Annotated in this window: 16 protein-coding genes; 5 read left to right on the top strand and 11 right to left on the bottom strand. The window is 49.2% G+C overall.

The window, feature by feature from the left end:
* Nucleotides 1-11 precede the first annotated feature (11 nt).
* The 4 genes from AN963_RS20490 (at nt 12) to AN963_RS20475 (ending at nt 3,378) form a co-directional block, all read left to right on the top strand.
* Nucleotides 12-581, top strand: coding sequence for an RNA polymerase sigma factor (locus AN963_RS20490; protein ID WP_055746429.1), 570 nt, complete (start codon nt 12-14; stop codon nt 579-581).
* Nucleotides 562-1,935: an anti-sigma factor gene (locus tag AN963_RS20485; protein ID WP_055746428.1), complete on the top strand. Its 1,374-nt coding sequence runs from the start codon at nt 562-564 to the stop codon at nt 1,933-1,935. Before AN963_RS20490 ends, AN963_RS20485 begins: the two co-directional genes overlap by 20 nt.
* Before the next feature lie 221 nt (nt 1,936-2,156).
* Nucleotides 2,157-2,732 (top strand): CGNR zinc finger domain-containing protein, encoded by a 576-nt coding sequence (locus tag AN963_RS20480; protein ID WP_055746427.1) that lies wholly within the window; start codon nt 2,157-2,159, stop codon nt 2,730-2,732.
* A 73-nt stretch (nt 2,733-2,805) separates the two neighbouring features.
* The gene (locus tag AN963_RS20475) at nt 2,806-3,378 is read left to right on the top strand and encodes a hypothetical protein (protein ID WP_055746426.1); all 573 of its coding nucleotides are present in this window, start codon (nt 2,806-2,808) and stop codon (nt 3,376-3,378) included.
* 72 nt (nt 3,379-3,450) lie between these two features.
* Here AN963_RS20475 and AN963_RS20470 read toward each other — a convergent pair whose 3' ends face one another.
* Both AN963_RS20470 and AN963_RS20465 read right to left on the bottom strand, forming a co-directional pair.
* Nucleotides 3,451-4,434 (bottom strand): ABC transporter permease, encoded by a 984-nt coding sequence (locus AN963_RS20470; protein ID WP_055747803.1) that lies wholly within the window; start codon nt 4,432-4,434, stop codon nt 3,451-3,453.
* A complete protein-coding gene (locus tag AN963_RS20465; protein WP_055746425.1) occupies nt 4,412-5,368 on the bottom strand; it encodes an ABC transporter ATP-binding protein in 957 nt (318 codons plus the stop codon). Before AN963_RS20465 ends, AN963_RS20470 begins: the two co-directional genes overlap by 23 nt.
* 129 nt (nt 5,369-5,497) lie before the next feature.
* Between AN963_RS20465 and AN963_RS20460 the strand changes: the two genes are divergently transcribed.
* Nucleotides 5,498-6,286 carry a GDSL-type esterase/lipase family protein gene (locus AN963_RS20460; protein ID WP_055746424.1) on the top strand — a complete coding sequence of 263 codons (789 nt, stop codon included), beginning with the start codon at nt 5,498-5,500 and terminating at the stop codon, nt 6,284-6,286.
* On the opposite strand, the gene AN963_RS20455 is transcribed toward AN963_RS20460, so the two are convergent.
* From AN963_RS20455 to AN963_RS20420, 9 genes are all read right to left on the bottom strand, one after another.
* Nucleotides 6,278-7,513 (bottom strand): MDR family MFS transporter, encoded by a 1,236-nt coding sequence (locus AN963_RS20455; protein WP_055746423.1) that lies wholly within the window; start codon nt 7,511-7,513, stop codon nt 6,278-6,280. The two genes, AN963_RS20460 and AN963_RS20455, sit on opposite strands and share 9 nt — an antisense overlap.
* Before the next feature lie 852 nt (nt 7,514-8,365).
* Nucleotides 8,366-9,214: a YtnP family quorum-quenching lactonase gene (locus AN963_RS20450; protein ID WP_055746422.1), complete on the bottom strand. Its 849-nt coding sequence runs from the start codon at nt 9,212-9,214 to the stop codon at nt 8,366-8,368.
* Nucleotides 9,215-9,295: 81 nt separating this feature from the next.
* Complete coding sequence (locus AN963_RS20445; protein ID WP_055746421.1) at nt 9,296-9,592, bottom strand: hypothetical protein; 297 nt, start codon at nt 9,590-9,592, stop codon at nt 9,296-9,298.
* Between the two features lie 168 nt (nt 9,593-9,760).
* Entirely contained in the window at nt 9,761-11,764 is a 2,004-nt protein-coding gene (locus AN963_RS20440; RefSeq protein ID WP_055746420.1) for an oxidoreductase, read from the bottom strand.
* 194 nt (nt 11,765-11,958) lie between these two features.
* Nucleotides 11,959-12,426 carry a hypothetical protein gene (locus tag AN963_RS20435; RefSeq protein ID WP_055746419.1) on the bottom strand — a complete coding sequence of 156 codons (468 nt, stop codon included), beginning with the start codon at nt 12,424-12,426 and terminating at the stop codon, nt 11,959-11,961.
* A gap of 75 nt (nt 12,427-12,501) precedes the next feature.
* The gene (locus AN963_RS20430) at nt 12,502-12,816 is read right to left on the bottom strand and encodes a hypothetical protein (protein ID WP_007717017.1); all 315 of its coding nucleotides are present in this window, start codon (nt 12,814-12,816) and stop codon (nt 12,502-12,504) included.
* 196 nt (nt 12,817-13,012) lie between these two features.
* Nucleotides 13,013-14,452, bottom strand: coding sequence for an LCP family protein (locus tag AN963_RS20425; RefSeq protein ID WP_055746418.1), 1,440 nt, complete (start codon nt 14,450-14,452; stop codon nt 13,013-13,015).
* 213 nt (nt 14,453-14,665) lie between these two features.
* The gene (locus AN963_RS31570) at nt 14,666-14,803 is read right to left on the bottom strand and encodes a hypothetical protein (protein WP_169791936.1); all 138 of its coding nucleotides are present in this window, start codon (nt 14,801-14,803) and stop codon (nt 14,666-14,668) included.
* A gap of 58 nt (nt 14,804-14,861) precedes the next feature.
* Entirely contained in the window at nt 14,862-15,830 is a 969-nt protein-coding gene (locus AN963_RS20420) for a carbohydrate kinase family protein (protein ID WP_055746417.1), read from the bottom strand.
* Nucleotides 15,831-15,968 lie beyond the last annotated feature (138 nt).

Below are 15,968 nucleotides of genomic sequence, written 5' to 3'. Positions count from 1 at the left end.
CCGGAGATTCAATGCAATCCGACGCCGAAATCATTCAGCGGATTCTTCAGGGCGACATCGAAGGGTATCGCGACCTCATCCAACGATACCAGCATATGATCTATGTATTCATTTACAAGATGGTGAACAATCGCTCCGATGCGGAGGATCTCACTCAGGAAGTATTTGTTAAAGCGTATGAAAAGCTGTCCACCTTTCGCGGGGATAGTCAATTCTCTTCATGGTTGCACACGCTTGCCCGAAACAAGAGCATCGATTTCTTGCGGCGCCGGAAGTTTCATGACTCGGATGAGCAGTTGGCCTATGTGCCAGCCAATACGCGAGATGAGTCCCCACAAGAATCGCTCATGAACAAGGAGCAGCGTCGTGAAATCGAAGAGGCATTCGCTTTATTGTCAGATACCTATCGGGAAGTTATCGTGCTTCGTTGCACGCATGAATATCCGTTCGAAAAAATCGCTTCACTCCTCGGTATTGCCGAGTCGACCGCCCGTGTTCGATATCTGCGCGCTCGCCAGGAACTAGCAAAATTGTTAACCCGCAAGGAAGGGGGGCTCGTACATGAACTGCCAGGCATTTAGAAAAGCATGGTTAGAAGACACAGATAGCGATGTGATTTCTCATATAGAAACGTGTGAGGAATGCATCGCATGGATTGAAAATCAGATGACAACTGACGAGGAGGTGCAGTTCTTGAAGGAGGTTCCTTTACCATCGGTGAACCTGGAAGAGAGAATTATGCAGGCCATCTACCAGGACGCCGGAAAAGGCACGCCCCCTCATGCCGCTACTGAATCGCTACAACCACCGACTCCTATCGCAAGCAAGCGTCGGACCAAGGGCTTCCCTTCACTCGCCTGGGTCAGCGCAGCAGCCGTCTTGCTTGTAGTAGGTTTAGCAGGATACCAACAGCTCCAATCCGATGGTCAGCAGATGGCCGCACAGCCACAAAGTGCGAATGGTGGTGCCAGCCAAGGTATCGCGTATAACGCCGAGAACCAGCCTCAGATGGCAAAAGCAGATACACCGGCTCAAAGCCCTGACATGTCGAGCACAACAGCTGCTCCAGCAACAGCGGGTACGGAGAATCAACAGCCGCTAGCTGAGACAGCACCTGCCGGATCGGCAATGGCCCCAAAAACGGCTGAAACACCGTCCGTGATGGCAAATTCTACGCTCGCCTTGGCTAATCCGGAAGCAAAAACAGTGAGTCCCCAATCTCGTGCGACCCACCCGGAGTCCCCCACAGCCCGGAGCGCGAAGACGAATCAACCAGCCTCCGAGTCTGCGAGTAAAGAGACTGCTCTAGCGGATAACTCGATAGCAAGCAAGAGTCCATCTCAAGCTGCTGAAAATACGGATCAATCAGCTGCAGCTTCCAACGAACCCGTCTTTTCGTTGACTGCTCAGACATTACCTGAAGCCGATCAGAATGCTTCCGCAAAATCTATGGTTGGGCCACCATTGCCTACAGTGCAAAAAGCAGCCATTACACTCTCTACCTTCTCGGATCTAGAGACAGCTGTACAAGCATCTGACTTGCCTGTTCCCGTTCTGGCACCAGCGACCAGCGGTTTTGCCGTATCGGATATTTCGGTACAATACGAATCCGAGACGAGCCAAAAAGCGACACGGCTCACGGCGGACTACAAACGCAACAAAAGCTGGATTAAAATCGATGTGGTCCGTAACACACATGGAAAACGGAGCCTCTCCATTCCAGGTACGTTTACGGCTACTCAGTTGTTTACTATAGGCGGAGAGCAGGCGATTGGCGTATCGTTTGATCAGCAAGGAGCAAAATCATCAACGGTACAGCATGCGGTTCACTTTAATGCGCAAGCAGAAAATCAATCCCTGTATGTAGTGATTTCAGCCAACGGCATCAGTCTGGATGAGTTGATTGAAACATCGAAACAACTGACATGGGAATAAGAAGAAGGACACGAGGTGCTAGCATAAGCCTACGTGTCCTTTTCTATTGAATGCTTACTCCGTTACAGTACCGCAGCCGCCGATAATCGGAATCTCATTTTCCTGGTCTCTTTCTGTCGTGGTCAGCTCGATCCGAATGCCACTCGGCTCATAACAGAACAAGGCCACAAACCTTGTAAATACACTTTTAACGGTTATAATAAAAAATGAGGTGAGCACCTATGGATAACCATCGCTGTACGCTAGGTGGAGCAGTATGGATCAATTTGGTAAATACAATCAATAAGCGACTCGTGGATATGCTGGATGACCCTGCGAGTGTCATGCTCTGGCTTCAGAAAAATCATTTGCTTCGCGAGAGTGATCTTGTAGATTTGGAAGACAAAGAACACTTTCTACTCATCGTTTCTACACTTCGTTCCTTGCGTGACATCTGCTTTGCTGTTCTCTCGGATGTGGAGCAAAAAGGGATCTCCCCAATGAACGTGAAACGATTGCAAGATATGGCCGATGATGTAAATGTGCGTCTCGCCCTCCTTTCGTCAGCAGGACGTTTGGAGCTCGTAAACGAAGGAGTTACTACTGGTGATCACATCTCCTATCACGTCATCGCATCGATGATCCACACCTTGCAGACGGTATCAAAAGATCGAATTCGTACATGTGAGCATGAAGACTGCATTTTGCATTTTATCGATACATCCAAATCAGGGAAACGGCGCTGGTGCAGTATGGAAACGTGCGGGAACCGGCACAAGGCAGCTGAGTTCTACGCGAGGAAAAAGCAGCAGGAGTAAACGATACCCGGCACGATCTTTTCATTTCCTTTTTTACCTAATATTGGTACTATTACAAAAGGAGGGATCGATCATGACCGGGTTATCAAAAGTATTTTGGGGATTATTATTGGTTTTTGTTGACATACGTTTGAATAATTTTGATATCTTACCGGATTTGATCGGTTTTATAATCGCTTATACAGGGTTCTCTCAGCTGTCTTCTTTTCATCGCCATTTCGAAAAAGCAAAATATGCGACTATACCGCTGTTGCTCTTTTCGATCCTCGATCTGTTCCAAATTCCAACCCAATATCAAATTTCTACAACCGGCCCTTCTTCCCTCAGCGTACCTATCATCTTCATGTCGATCGTGTCGACGCTGCTCTACTTGTTCATGGTCTTTCCTTTATGTAAAGGTATCGGCTACATAGGAAGACATATCGGGGCACCAGAACTGGAGCAAAAATCAGAAAAGAGATGGAAGTACTACTTGTGGATTACTCTTAGCATGTTCATTCTCCCTATCTTCGCACTTGTTGTTCCTTCTGCAATTCTTCTCCTGGTCATCCCGCTCATCATCATTGGGTTAATCGTGTATATTTTGATTCTGATGCTCATTCGAGAGACGGATCAGATCTGGAGGTCGACGTCGTTGCATGAGTAGAAGCCTTACCTACGCAAAAACCCGCCCTTGCCTGTACACAGCAAAAGCGGGTTTTCGTTTTTCTAGAGAAGCTTAGGAAGTAACGTCTCTTCTGGTAAACACCGTATACGCCACGATCAAAGCCGCGACTGCCCAGATGGTCAGCACCGTCAGCGAAAACGGCAAGGTCATCCCTTTTATCGGCGGCAGCGTTCCATTCAAGTAATCCGTCAGCTGCAGATTCACAACGAACAAGTACTTGGAGGACTCCCAAGACGATGCCATCTGCGTCAATATCGTTCCGCTGATCAAGGCTGCCATCATGATCCCCATACCTGCTGCTGCGCTCCGCACGAGCACGGAGACCATAAAGGTCACAGTGCCCACCACTACGCACACAAACCAACCTAAACCGTATTGCAGGAGCAAAAATTGCCATTGCGGCACCATAAAGGCACCGGACGTCTCCAGCTCGCCTCCTGTCACCTCGAAACCTGTCAGGATAGGCAACGTCCATCCCGAGTAGCCAAATACGACGCCAGACATGACGTACGCCAATAAGAGAGTCATCAACACGGTGAGAGACGTAAAGAGCAGCAGTGTGATGTACTTGCTGGTCAATACCTTCCACCTTCGGACAGGCCTGGTCAGGAGGAGCTTGATCGTGCCTTCACTGAACTCTGCTGAGACCAAATCCACCGCTAAGACGACGATGATCATCGGTAAAAACATGGAAACAGCCTGATCCATAAATCCTCGGGCAAATGTAGGTCCCCCCGGTGCCATCGGGTTGATGTCGTGATCGAGATAGTACTGCTGCTGCTGAATGCGCACTTTGATAAAGTCCCGCCACTCATCTGGCAATCGGCTGGATGCCAGCCTGTTTTGCATGTCTACGATCTGCTGAGTCAGTAACGGCCGCCAATCAGACGTTCCCATGCGCTCCTGGGCCGTAATGACCGAGCGGTATTGCGCGTATGTAAAAATCGGAATCAGGATTGCCAATATCAGTACGACAACGAGAAAACGACGCCGACGCAGCAGTTTCATCGTCTCATTTTGTACCAGTCCCAACATGCTCAGTCCCACGCTTGCCACCTCCTCCAGTCAAGGTCAGGAACAAGTCTTCTAGTGTAACGGTCTTCGTGGCGATACCCTTGACTGCTATTCCTGCGCGCACCAATGCCTGATTCACCTCACTGACTCGCTCGACATCCATGCGGCATTTCAGGCGTTCTTCGCCCACTTCCCAGACTTCCTTTACGGCTGGATGCCCCTGTAGTGCATCCATCGCTTTTTTCATCGATGCAGGTTGTACGTCCCAATCCACTTGATCAGCGAATTGCGCCATCAATTCTTTTACCAATCCAACCGAAATCACTTGGCCCTGACTGATGATCGCCACCCGATCACACATCATCTCGATCTCACTCAGTAGATGACTAGAAATAAAGACAGCCAGTCCCTCTTCCTCCGCCAGCTTGCGAATAAATTGACGCATTTCCCGAATCCCGGCTGGGTCCAGTCCATTCGTCGGTTCGTCCAGAATGAGGATTTTAGGTCGGTGCAGGAGTGCCTGTGCGATGCCCAGGCGTTGCCTCATCCCCAGCGAGTACGTCTTGACCTTGTCGTCAATCGCTCTCTCCAAATCGACAAAGCGCACGATTTCCTCGATCCGCTCTTTGGAAATCCCTCCGCTCATGCGGGCAAATTGCTCCAGATTCTCCCTGCCGGTCAAGAACTTGTACAGCTCCGGATTTTCTACGATGCACCCTACCTGCGCGATTGCTTGGGGAAACTGCTCTTGCAAGGATATTCCCCCGATTCGAATCTCTCCCCCATCTGCTGTAGCCAGTCCGACAAGCATACGAATTGTCGTTGTTTTCCCGGCACCGTTTGGCCCGAGAAACCCGAAGACTTCGCCGGAAAAGACATCAAATGTAATATCGTGAATGATCGGTTTACCGCCGATCTTTTTGCGCAATCCTTTTACAGAAAGTACTTCAGCCAAAGTGCACCCTCCTGTTCAATTACCGCCCCATTGCCTGACGAAGCGTTCTGTTTATGGTACACTGTCAAAAGATGTCCATCCATATTATACCACGTTCTTCCATCCAACACCGAATAGGAGGGGTATCCGATGCGCACATCCGGCCGAATGCTCTGGCGCACGGCAGGTCTCTTGTCTTTCGTTTCCTTCTTACTCTTTGCCACAGGGTTCGTTCTCGCTCTCAATCCGCAGCAGCTAGCTCCAGCCAAAGCTACAGCACCAACCGAAACACCCGAACAAGCATCACCCATGCCCGCGGATGGGGTCCAAAAAGTAGTCGCCCTGGGGGACTCACTCACTCGTGGAGCTGGAGACGCCAACGGTCAAGGCTATGCAGGTCTCGTCCGTCAAGCACTGGAAAAAAAGCTCGGGAAGTCCATCACGTTCTCCAATCTGGCTATAAACGGTCAAGAATCCACCGATCTGGTCAAACAGCTGTCACAGGAGCAAGTCAAATCGCTGCTGTCTGAAGCCAATCTCGTCTTGTTTACAATTGGCGGCAATGACATGTTCCGTCAGACGGGCGGTCTCTATACGATAGATAAAGAAAAATTGGCCGCGGCTACGAAACAGCTCACGACCAATTATGAAGAAGTAATCAAACAAATTCGTGCCGTCAATCCTAAAGCGACGATCGTCTATACGACGTTGTACAATCCGTTTGGAGATACCGAAGCATCTGTCGATACGATCCAGCCCGTACTCGATTGGAACAATACCGCCTCGCAGATTGCTGCTAAGTACCCGCGCGTCATCGTCGTCCCTACCTACGACTTGTTTGCCAACAAAGAGAAAGCCTATCTCTATACCGATCATTTTCATCCAAATACGGCTGGTTACGAGCGCATGGCAGCTCGCATCATGCAAGCATTAGAGTGAATCAACCCGCGCGTAGTTTATAGACTTACCGGTGCTCGCCATATAAGCGCGTTGCCCAGCCCACTGAAATACGTTACTAACCATTGAGAATGCGGCCACGATGAGGAACAAAGTCGTTCCTCCGTAGGCTGCGAGTAAGATACCGCCCATCCACGGCCCAATAAATTGGCCCACGCTGCTAAAGCTTTTGGCTCCGTAGTAGCTGCCCCGCATTCCTTCGGGTGCCATCCGGTCGATCAAAACGTCCCCAGAGGTAAAGGTGAGAATTTCACCAAACGTGAAGAAGACCATGGCGATGATAAAGATTAACCACGAGTTGGCAAAGGCGTAGCCAATGTCACCAATCGCATACATGACGTTCCCCACGATGATCGCCGTGAGGGGCGTCTTTTTTTCTGCCCAGCTCGTCAACGGCAACTGCATCACCACGACGACAATCGCGTTGATACTCATCAGAATCGCGAACAATTCCGTCCCGTTGACTACCGTCATCTCGGCGAATTTGGCCAGCGTCGACGACATCTGGGAGTAACCGACCGCTCCCAGCATCCCTGCGATCATGTAAAAGCGGAATGCCTTGTCATTTACCACGACGCTAAACGCACGACCGAACGTGACAGCCTCTTTCTTTTGCCCTTCAATTTTCTTAATACCGAACTTGTTCAGCAAACCCTGCAAGCTGATCACATAAATCAAGTAGATGACGGCGGTAATCATGAAAGGCAGCGCAACCGAAGTCTTTGCCAGCACCGCACCTGCGATCGGACCTACCGCTACCCCTACATTGATGGCTGTGTAACGAAGGCTGAAGACTCGAAATCGCTTTTCAGGCTCTGTTACGTCAGCCATTAAGGCTTGGGAAACCGGTTCGTAAAACGAGCGACAGAGCCCACCGACGATATTCAGCATTAACAGCATCATCGGATTTTTACTGAGCGCAAATCCTACAAAAACGAGTGTCCACACATAAAGGGCGCCCAGCATCACCCTTCTGCGTCCGATTCGGTCGGACAGTGTCCCTGCAATAAAACCTCCCACTGTCCCTGCTAGTGGTCCTGCTCCGATCGTCAAACCGATTGTCGCCAAGTCCATATCCGTATTGTTGGACAGATATAAAAACAAGAATGGCATGCTCATTGAGCTGGCTGCCCTCACAAAAACAGTCCCGACCACTAGTGACCAGACGATCGGATGAAACTCCTTCAACATCGACGTGACCCTACCCATATTTCTCTCGCTCCTCGGCAGCTGTTCTGCTCGTTCTGTCTGCCAGAACAGACGCTTTACAATGTACTCATTGTAGAGAGGAGAAACCGGTTCGTCAATGAGCATTCAAAATTTTTGGATTATGAAAAATTTCTATTAGGTTTATCATTTTTTCGATAGTACATAAAACAAGATTCACCCGCGTCCTTTGGTTGGGGGTCAATCGGACTGTGGTGGAGGAGAGGAAAAAGGAGAAAACGCTCCGGCGATAGGGACACTGCTTGGACGATTGACTGTCCAGCTCCATTCCAAAAGCGAAACGGCGTCCAAAGTAGCCGGCTCGGGGGAGCTTCTCAGAGGTGGACACTCAAGCGTGTTTCGCTTTTTCCACTCCGCTTGAGCTGTGTCCCAAACGCCTCCGCTTTTTCCCCTTTTTCCTCGACCAGCCTTGACTATCCAACTATCCTTTTCTTGGGGGCTTTGAAAAACGCTATATAGGGATGCCTACGATGAACGGAAGCTTGCTTCTCTCTATCCCGTAGTTCTCGAGACACGTCGAACAGACACATTGGACGACTTCGTTCTTTTCTTGTTTCACCAACACCATGCGAAGCAGAATCGATTGGGAGAAAAAGCTTTTTCCCGTTGAATGACCGCTAAAAAAGGTGGCTAGAAACCACAAAAGCTCGCAGGAGAAGCAGGTTTCCAGGCGAAGCGGCTACTACTTTACCGCTTCCCCGTGAATTCGTTGTGGAGCGGATAGTATATACTCCTTTGCGGGGGGTAGGCTGGAGCGGAGATCGGAAACTTGCTTCTCCCCTCCTCCGCTATGTGGATTACAAAGAAAAAACCGGGCTTTCACCCGGTTCGTTTTTACAGCTCCACATTCAGTTGATCAATGATTTCGCCATTCTCATTCCATTTCACAACTCGGTAGATCGCATCATGGTAAAACGTAAACCATGCACCTTGCGCGATTCCGTCTTTGATCCACTGTTCTTTTGCGAAAATGGATGTCATCGGGTAATCGTCATACGCCATCACCCACAATGAGTTTTGGTGGGCATGGGTTGGCATGATGTCGGCGAGATGGAGCACCAGCTTGCCTTCGCTCTCCATCCGCACGATCGCGTGTCCCTGACTATGCCCGCCTGTATGATGGAGAGTGATTCCTGGCAACACCTCATACCTCTCTCCATACGTCTGGACTTGCTGTTCGATTGGGCGCCAATTCTCCTCCCAATATGTATTCCGTGAACGGATGTTAGGCTCACGCATCTCCGCCCATTCCTGCTCCTGGACGTAAATCACAGATCGCGGAAAGGTCGAAACGAGCTTACCGTCCTGTAAGCTCACCAGACCGTTGCAATGGTCGTAATGCATATGTGTCATGATGACGATATCGATATCTGCGGGAGTAAGTCCCTTTGCCGCCAAGGATTCGATCACTTGGGATTCTTCCTCTAATCCAAAGTTGCGTTTCTGCTTGTCCGTCAAACGACCGTTCCCCATACCTGCTTCGATGAGAATTCGCTTTCCATAGACCTCCACGAGAATGGGGTCTGCGCGCAGTGGAACCTGGTTGAGCTCATTGAACGGATACTTTCTGCTCCAAAGTGGTTTCGGCACCACACCGAACATCGCTCCACCATCCAGCTGTGTGAGTCCGCCTTTTAACCATGTTAGCTGAAAGGCTCCTGCTTTCCATTCATTCAACTTCATGACCTTGCCTCCTACATCTAGCGATCTTTTATACCCTGCCGCCACTCGTTTACAGCAAAAAAGCACTCCGTTAAGAGTGCCTTACTGCTTCACTGCCACACTAACGGTTCGTGTCGCCGGGGCTATTTCCAACAAGATCTCACTGGAGACGGCTTGCACCGTTACATCGGAATCAGAACGTCTATGGTTGAGTACGAGTTGGGCTACCTTTTCATTATCACGATATACGCTAATCAACGTTTGCAGGGGGTTTGCACTACCGCCTGCGATCACTTTAAAGCCCGGGGCAATGGTAAACGTCCATCCTTCCACCTCTATTAACGGTGAAAGCGAGTACAAGAAATGGCGTTTTCCAAGCAATATGCCGTTATGATTCATCAAGGCGAGTGCCCCCAATCAAATGAATTTGAACATTATGCTATTATTTTGCAAGAATTTAAGAACGATGAAAAGTCTTTCGACAAAACTTCTTAAAAGGTGACATCTGATTCCATCATACACTACGTTGCTTATTTTCGGAATAAAAAAACATGATGGAGCAATGAATCAAATAGCTCTACCGACAGCAGCCCCTTCATAAATCGCTCTTTTGGCATCCAGCTCCCCTGCTTCCTTGGCCCCTCCAATCAGATGGACTGGCAAACTGCCTTGCAAGGCGTGATACAAGCTGTCATTGGAAGTCGCACCCGCAGCGATGATGACCGTGTCAGCCTGCACCAGCTGCTCCTCCTCCTGATTGCGAATGATGACCCCTTCCGCTGTAATTTCTTTATAGTCAATCTGTGTCACCATCTCTACGCCATGTCGTTTCAGATTGGCGAGTACAGCCCAGCGTGTCGTTTTCCCCAGTCCTGTCCCAACATGTTTTCCACGACGGAGCATATACACCTTTCTACCGCTCTGTTGCAGGTGGTGGACGGCTTTGGCATCGAGAATCCGATATTCCAGCAAATACTGCGCAGATTGAGGAGAGACGACCTGATCTTGCACGAGTAAATGAGACAAGTCACAAGCGATTCCACCAGCGCCCACGATTGCTACGCGGCGACCGACTTTTGCCTGCTTTTCGAAAACGCGGTCATAGCTGACGACGTGCGGGAGGTCCACCCCAGGGATCTCAGGACGACGCGGGATGACACCTGTCGCTACGACGACTTCCTCAAAGCCTTCATCAGACAATGAATCTGCAGTCGCAGCTGTCTCCAGTCTGACTTCCACTCCCAATTTGTCTAGTTGCGCCCGATAGTAGCGAAGCGTTTCATTGAACTCTTCTTTCCCCGGTACTTGACGAGCGTAGTTGAGTTGGCCTCCGACCTGATTTTGCTTTTCAAAAATAACGACCTGATGTCCACGCTCTGCAAGCACACGTGCCGCTTCCAGCCCCGCCGGCCCTGCTCCTACGACAGCCACCTTCTTGCTCACTTCAGCCGGGATAAGCGCCCATTCCTTTTCACGACCCACGACCGGATTGACCATACAGGAAGCGATCTTGCCATCAAAAATGTGATCCAGGCAAGCTTGATTACAGGCGATGCACGTATTCACCTCGTCGAACAGACCTTCTCGGCTTTTGCGGACGATTTGCGAATCAGCCAACAGTGGACGCGCCATCGAGACCATGTCACTACGCCCTTCCTGGATAATGGCTTCTGCCTGACGAAGGTCATTAATCCGATTGCTGGCAATTACCGGGATTTTGACTGCTTCCTTTACCTGCTGCGCTACCCAGACATATGCACCTCGTGGCACCATCATCGCAATCGTAGGTACCTTTGACTCATGCCAGCCAATCCCCACATTGAGAGCGCTTACACCCGCTTGTTCAATCAACACTGCGAATTGCAGTGTCTCTTCCATTGTCGTACTGTCGGGCACCAGATCAAGCCCCGACATGCGGAAAATCACCGGAAAGTCAGGACCAACTGCTGCTCTCACCCGTTTGGATACCTCCACACCAAAGCGTGCCCGTCGAGTAAAATCGCCGCCCCATTCATCCTCTCGCTTGTTGGTGACAGGGGACAAAAATTGATTGATCAGGTAACCTTCTGATCCCATAATTTCGACAGCGTCAAAGCCTGCTTTTTTGGCACGGACTGCTCCATCCGCAAAGGATTGAATCGTCCTTTCGATATCCGTCGCATTCATTTCACGCGGTTTGTGACGATTGATAGGAGCTTGCAGGGCTGATGGAGCTACGGATTCCACCCCAGTCGCATCCTGATTGGTGTATCGTCCTGCATGAAAAAGTTGAAGGGCAATCTTTCCCTCTGCCTCGTGAACGGCTGCTGTAATTACCCGGAGGGGCTCGATATGTTCATCCATGTAGACATTGCAGTACTGATCCCCCATGCCCCCTTCCTGGCAAACCGCCGCTCCACCAGTAACAATCAACCCAACTTCGCCTCTGGCACGCTCCGCATAAAAGGCAGCCAGGCGTTCTACTCCATCCTCCAGCTTTTCAAAGCCTACATGCATCGAACCCATCAATACGCGATTTCGTAGCGTCATCGACCCGATCTGAATCGGTTCCAGTATGTTGGATATTCCCATACCCCTTTTCCCTCCTGCTCTTTTACGAGTGAACATTCATTCATTTAGATAATCCATTCTCTTCTCCCCCGCAAAATCCTCCCCCCTCTATTTCAAACATTACGAAAATTCATTTTCCAAGATGCTTCCTTTCTTCGAAAAAAGCTCGGGAATGAGATCCCGAGCTCTTCTTCATTTGACACCCTGTCTGAGAATCAGGCCATGCGAACCAATTTTCCCAGATCAGCAGAAAACCGTTCCAGCGTACTGGTAAATTGTTGAAGCTCTTCCTCTGTAAGCGGCTGTTCCACGACAAAGTGGAAATCCAATGTCCTTGTTTCCTGTGCAGGCTTTTTGGGCTCTAGGAATCTCCTTTTCTCCGTCAGTGAAATTTCCGGTACCAGCCTTTTCGCCTGTTCCCAGAGGTGGCTTGTCAGCTCGGCGGACTGTGCCCCAGGATACTCCACTTCTACTTCCACTTCACAGCTGTTCTCTTCTGCCAATTCAAAAAGATGGATCGTTGCTACTGGTTTACCCTCGTCTTCTGCTTCTGTAAAGGTGAGGATGACTTCCCGTATTTCTTCCTCTTCCACTAACGACTGATCCGAACGCAAGATCACATCGACAATCGTCCCATGTAAAGATAACTGTTCATTTAATTGTTCCACCATAAATTGCAGCACGTCGTTTGGCTCCTCCTGTCACTTTGTAGCTCTCTTTGCAGTATATCATGAGGGGGTAAGTCACGAAAAACCCCTTCACGAGGAAGGGGTTGGTGTATTATTCATATTTTTTTGATTCATAAATTCTGATAGCCAAGCTCTGCGAACTTCTTTGTTCGGGCAATACCCTAAAATATAGCTTTCTCCACGCATGTATTTTTCCTTAATCCACTCCTTGTGTTTGCGGAAAAAAGCGTGTTGGAAATCAATCGGCATCTGCTGATATTCTTCCAGGGCTGAGGGGTTCTGGAGGAAAAAATCTTCATCGTACACAAACTCTTCATTTTGTTGGCGGCTGATCAGGTACACGAAGGCAATCACCAGGAACAGATTCACCAAGAAAATTGTCATCCAAATCCCTCCAGTCAAGTGCTATAATTATCAGATTAATCTGTCTTATCAGCATATTATTATTGTACCATGTTTTTGGTGTTTTCTAAACCTTTCCTTACAATATTTTATATAAAAACTTTTTTCATATGAGTATATAGGACCAGCATAAAAGAAAAAAGACACTCGCTCTGTTGAGAACGGGTGTCTTTTCTAATCAAGAAGTGGTTTTTGGATTATTCGTAACAGGCTTTGAGTTTGCATCCTGTCCCGAAGGCTGGATAATATCCGGTGGAGGTGTCGCCCCTGCATCAGGTGCAACTGGAACGGTTCCAGCAGGATTTGTAGAATCCGGAGGTGTCGTTTGTCCCTGTTGCTCCGGGTTCACGACATCCGGTGGTGGCGTATCGCCTGTGATTGCATCAACTGGTGCCTCAGCCACTTCGTCTTCCTTTTTAGTCTCTTCTACCGGACGTTTTGTCTTGGTTACTGCCTGTGTCGCAGATTGCGTCGTTTTCTTTTTCGTTGTGGTCTTGTTGCTGCTGGAAGCCGCTACTGCTGATTCGCTGGACCCCAATACAGGAGAGTTGTTCAGCTGGGCAACCACATTGCCGGTCACTCCCATTTCAGCTTGCAAGGAATCGCGGATGACTTCCAGTTTTTCTTTCTCCAAATACGTGTAGCCACCTTGCCAGTAAGCACCGTTATCCAGAGCATTGACCATAGAAGCACTGAAGCCCTTGAAGTCAAAAGCGAGCCCTTTAATCTGGTCTTTGGATAGATCCGTATGTATGTTTTTCGCTCCAACATCCATGATGTTAAAGATTTTCGTCAGACCTTCCAAGGAACCCGCTTTATCCACTACAGCTTTGATGACTTCTTGCTGACGGCGATTGCGGTCAAAGTCGCTGGAGTAGTATTTGGTTCCGCGATTGTCATGACGATGTCGGACATAACCCAATGCTTGTTCGCCATTTAAAACCTGGAGGCCTTCGCTCAGATTGATGTGTGTGTTGTCTGTCGGATCATCGTAGACCAGTCTGCGGTCTACATTTACTTCGACTCCGCCCAGCTCGTCAATCACTGCCTTGAATCCATCAAAATCAACTGCGACGTAGTGCTCAATAGGAATGCCCAAAATTTCGTTAATCGTCTTCTTTGTCAACGAGATGCCATCTTCTGTCGGCGTCTGGTTGTTGCGCTCAGCCTGACGACGTTCTGCTTCACCGTTTGCGTATACAGAATTGATTTTGTGGTAATCACGGTAACCAGGGATCTTTACCCTCGTATCCCGAGGGATAGATACCATCGTCACTTTTTTTGTGGATGGATTCGCTACCGCTACGATCATCACATCGGTGTTCATGGAACCTGTCTCAGGACGGCTGTCCGATCCGAGGATGATAAATGACATTGGCTTATCATTGTGGTATTCAGGATCTACATTTTGGGAAACATTCGAAACAAAGTTGTCTTTGGGTTTTGTCACCGTATTTAGAGTGTCATCAATTTTCCAATAAATCGCTCCCGCCACACCCCCGACTAGGATCAAGGCTAGTAAGCTAAAAAAAACCACGAATCTGCGAAGTTTGCGACTGCGTCCCTGTTGCTTTTTGCGGGGAGCGGAGGCGCGTTGTCTCGTTACCTTCTCAGGCATATGTATCAGTCTCCTTGTTCGCGCACGCTTTTTGAAAAGGGAAAGGGAGGCACAATTGTAAAAAGTGCCACTCGATAAGATGCACTAATATTTTCTTCTGATGGTAATACTCTGATTACGGTATTGTAACATACCATTGTCTGCATTTGTAGAAAAATGTTCCCTGCACGTAAAAACCCCTATCTTTTGTCGATAGGGGTCGTTCCTTCCGTCCTATTGCAAACCGCGTGGCGCCTGGCTAAATCCTTGGACAGGACCTTCAGGACGCTTTTGTGTGGAGCGATGAGAGTCGCCTCCCTGACGAACGTGGCTCTCCTGTTTTCCGTTTACATCATTTGACTTCTTTTCCACGAGTACACTCCTCCTTGTATGTGAAGCTACTCGGTAGTGTTCGTCAAGGTTCTTCCTCTCATACCGCTCCTTCCGAATCCCGATTCATGATTTGGTTCTGTTTGGAAGCGAAGAACTCTTTTCGCAGCAAAAATTCATTCAAGTCGACTTTCCCTTTTTTCTGTATGCTCATTTCCGCCAATGCGATACCGTAAGCGGCTTGTTCAAACAGGAAAGACGTTTTGTCTTGGGCGAAGATCACACCGGCTACAAACGCGTCTCCTGCCATTTCTCTGATTTGGGTAGTAGGTGCCGGCAGCCACAGCGATTCCCTCTCGTTGCATAAGTACAAGCCTGCCTCCCCGCAAATCACCATGACTTGGGTTACCCCACCTACCACTAATGCATGGGCACATTTCTCCACGTCATTATAGGAATGAAGTGACTGTCCACTCAGGGCTTCCATCTCATCGATGCTGCCTACGAGCGAGAACATTCCCTCCAATCTCCCCCTCCATTTTTTCGCCTTCTTAACGGAGACCGGGTCTGCGATTACTTTTTTCCCTTTTCGATTCGCTTCTTCCAGCAACGCTTCCATTACATGAACAGGAAGATTGGCGTCCAGAAACACCCCCGTTACCTGTGGGAGTCTTTTTATCACATCTCGCACCATCGCATCTGTCCACGCTTCATTGATGGCCATATCGGCCACTGCCGTGTACAATTCTCCATCCAGATCACGAATGGCCAAATACCGCCCTGTGGATTTTCCAGAGACTCTCATCATCCCGTGTGTAGCCACGCCACTGTCCGCTGTTATCTGGCGTAGCCATTCGCCATCAGCATCTTCACCAACCAATGCATACAAATGGACTTCTTCCCCCAGCCATCCCAGATTTTCTGCCACGTTACGAGCCACTCCACCTGCCGCTTGATGGACGATTCCCGGGTTACTGGTCCCAGGGAGCAATCGGGCGGACGTGACCCCCTGTACATCCACATTGGCGCCACCTACGCACATCCAGTACTCTTTCATCCCCTCCAGCATACAAGCACCCCTCTTTTGCCGATTTGCACACGGTCATGTTCGTTCCATTTTTCGCTTCTTTGTTCCATCAGCTTTCATCTCTTTCTCTCTTTTTCGACAAGAGCCTTACAATTCCTACTTCTTTGAAAAGATCCTTCG

Source organism: Brevibacillus choshinensis (genome assembly GCF_001420695.1).
GTDB lineage: Bacteria > Bacillota > Bacilli > Brevibacillales > Brevibacillaceae > Brevibacillus > Brevibacillus choshinensis.
The sequence above is the reverse complement of the archived record's forward strand: the minus strand, read 5'-3'. Positions and strand labels throughout refer to the sequence as shown.

Bases quoted from the DNA above. Each gene is read 5' to 3' on its own strand.
- AN963_RS20450 (WP_055746422.1), bottom strand. From the start codon at position 9,214: ATGAAGTTGAATGAATGGAAAGCAGGAGCCTTTCAGCTAACATGGTTA.
- AN963_RS20430 (WP_007717017.1), bottom strand. From the start codon at position 12,816: ATGACAATTTTCTTGGTGAATCTGTTCCTGGTGATTGCCTTCGTGTAC.
- AN963_RS20455 (WP_055746423.1), bottom strand. From the start codon at position 7,513: ATGGGTAGGGTCACGTCGATGTTGAAGGAGTTTCATCCGATCGTCTGG.
- AN963_RS20440 (WP_055746420.1), bottom strand. From the start codon at position 11,764: ATGGGAATATCCAACATACTGGAACCGATTCAGATCGGGTCGATGACG.
- AN963_RS20425 (WP_055746418.1), bottom strand. From the start codon at position 14,452: ATGCCTGAGAAGGTAACGAGACAACGCGCCTCCGCTCCCCGCAAAAAG.
- AN963_RS20475 (WP_055746426.1), top strand. From the start codon at position 2,806: ATGACCGGGTTATCAAAAGTATTTTGGGGATTATTATTGGTTTTTGTT.
- AN963_RS20480 (WP_055746427.1), top strand. From the start codon at position 2,157: ATGGATAACCATCGCTGTACGCTAGGTGGAGCAGTATGGATCAATTTG.
- AN963_RS20470 (WP_055747803.1), bottom strand. From the start codon at position 4,434: ATGTTGGGACTGGTACAAAATGAGACGATGAAACTGCTGCGTCGGCGT.
- AN963_RS20420 (WP_055746417.1), bottom strand. From the start codon at position 15,830: ATGCTGGAGGGGATGAAAGAGTACTGGATGTGCGTAGGTGGCGCCAAT.
- AN963_RS20460 (WP_055746424.1), top strand. From the start codon at position 5,498: ATGCGCACATCCGGCCGAATGCTCTGGCGCACGGCAGGTCTCTTGTCT.
- AN963_RS20445 (WP_055746421.1), bottom strand. From the start codon at position 9,592: ATGAATCATAACGGCATATTGCTTGGAAAACGCCATTTCTTGTACTCG.
- AN963_RS20485 (WP_055746428.1), top strand. From the start codon at position 562: ATGAACTGCCAGGCATTTAGAAAAGCATGGTTAGAAGACACAGATAGC.
- AN963_RS20490 (WP_055746429.1), top strand. From the start codon at position 12: ATGCAATCCGACGCCGAAATCATTCAGCGGATTCTTCAGGGCGACATC.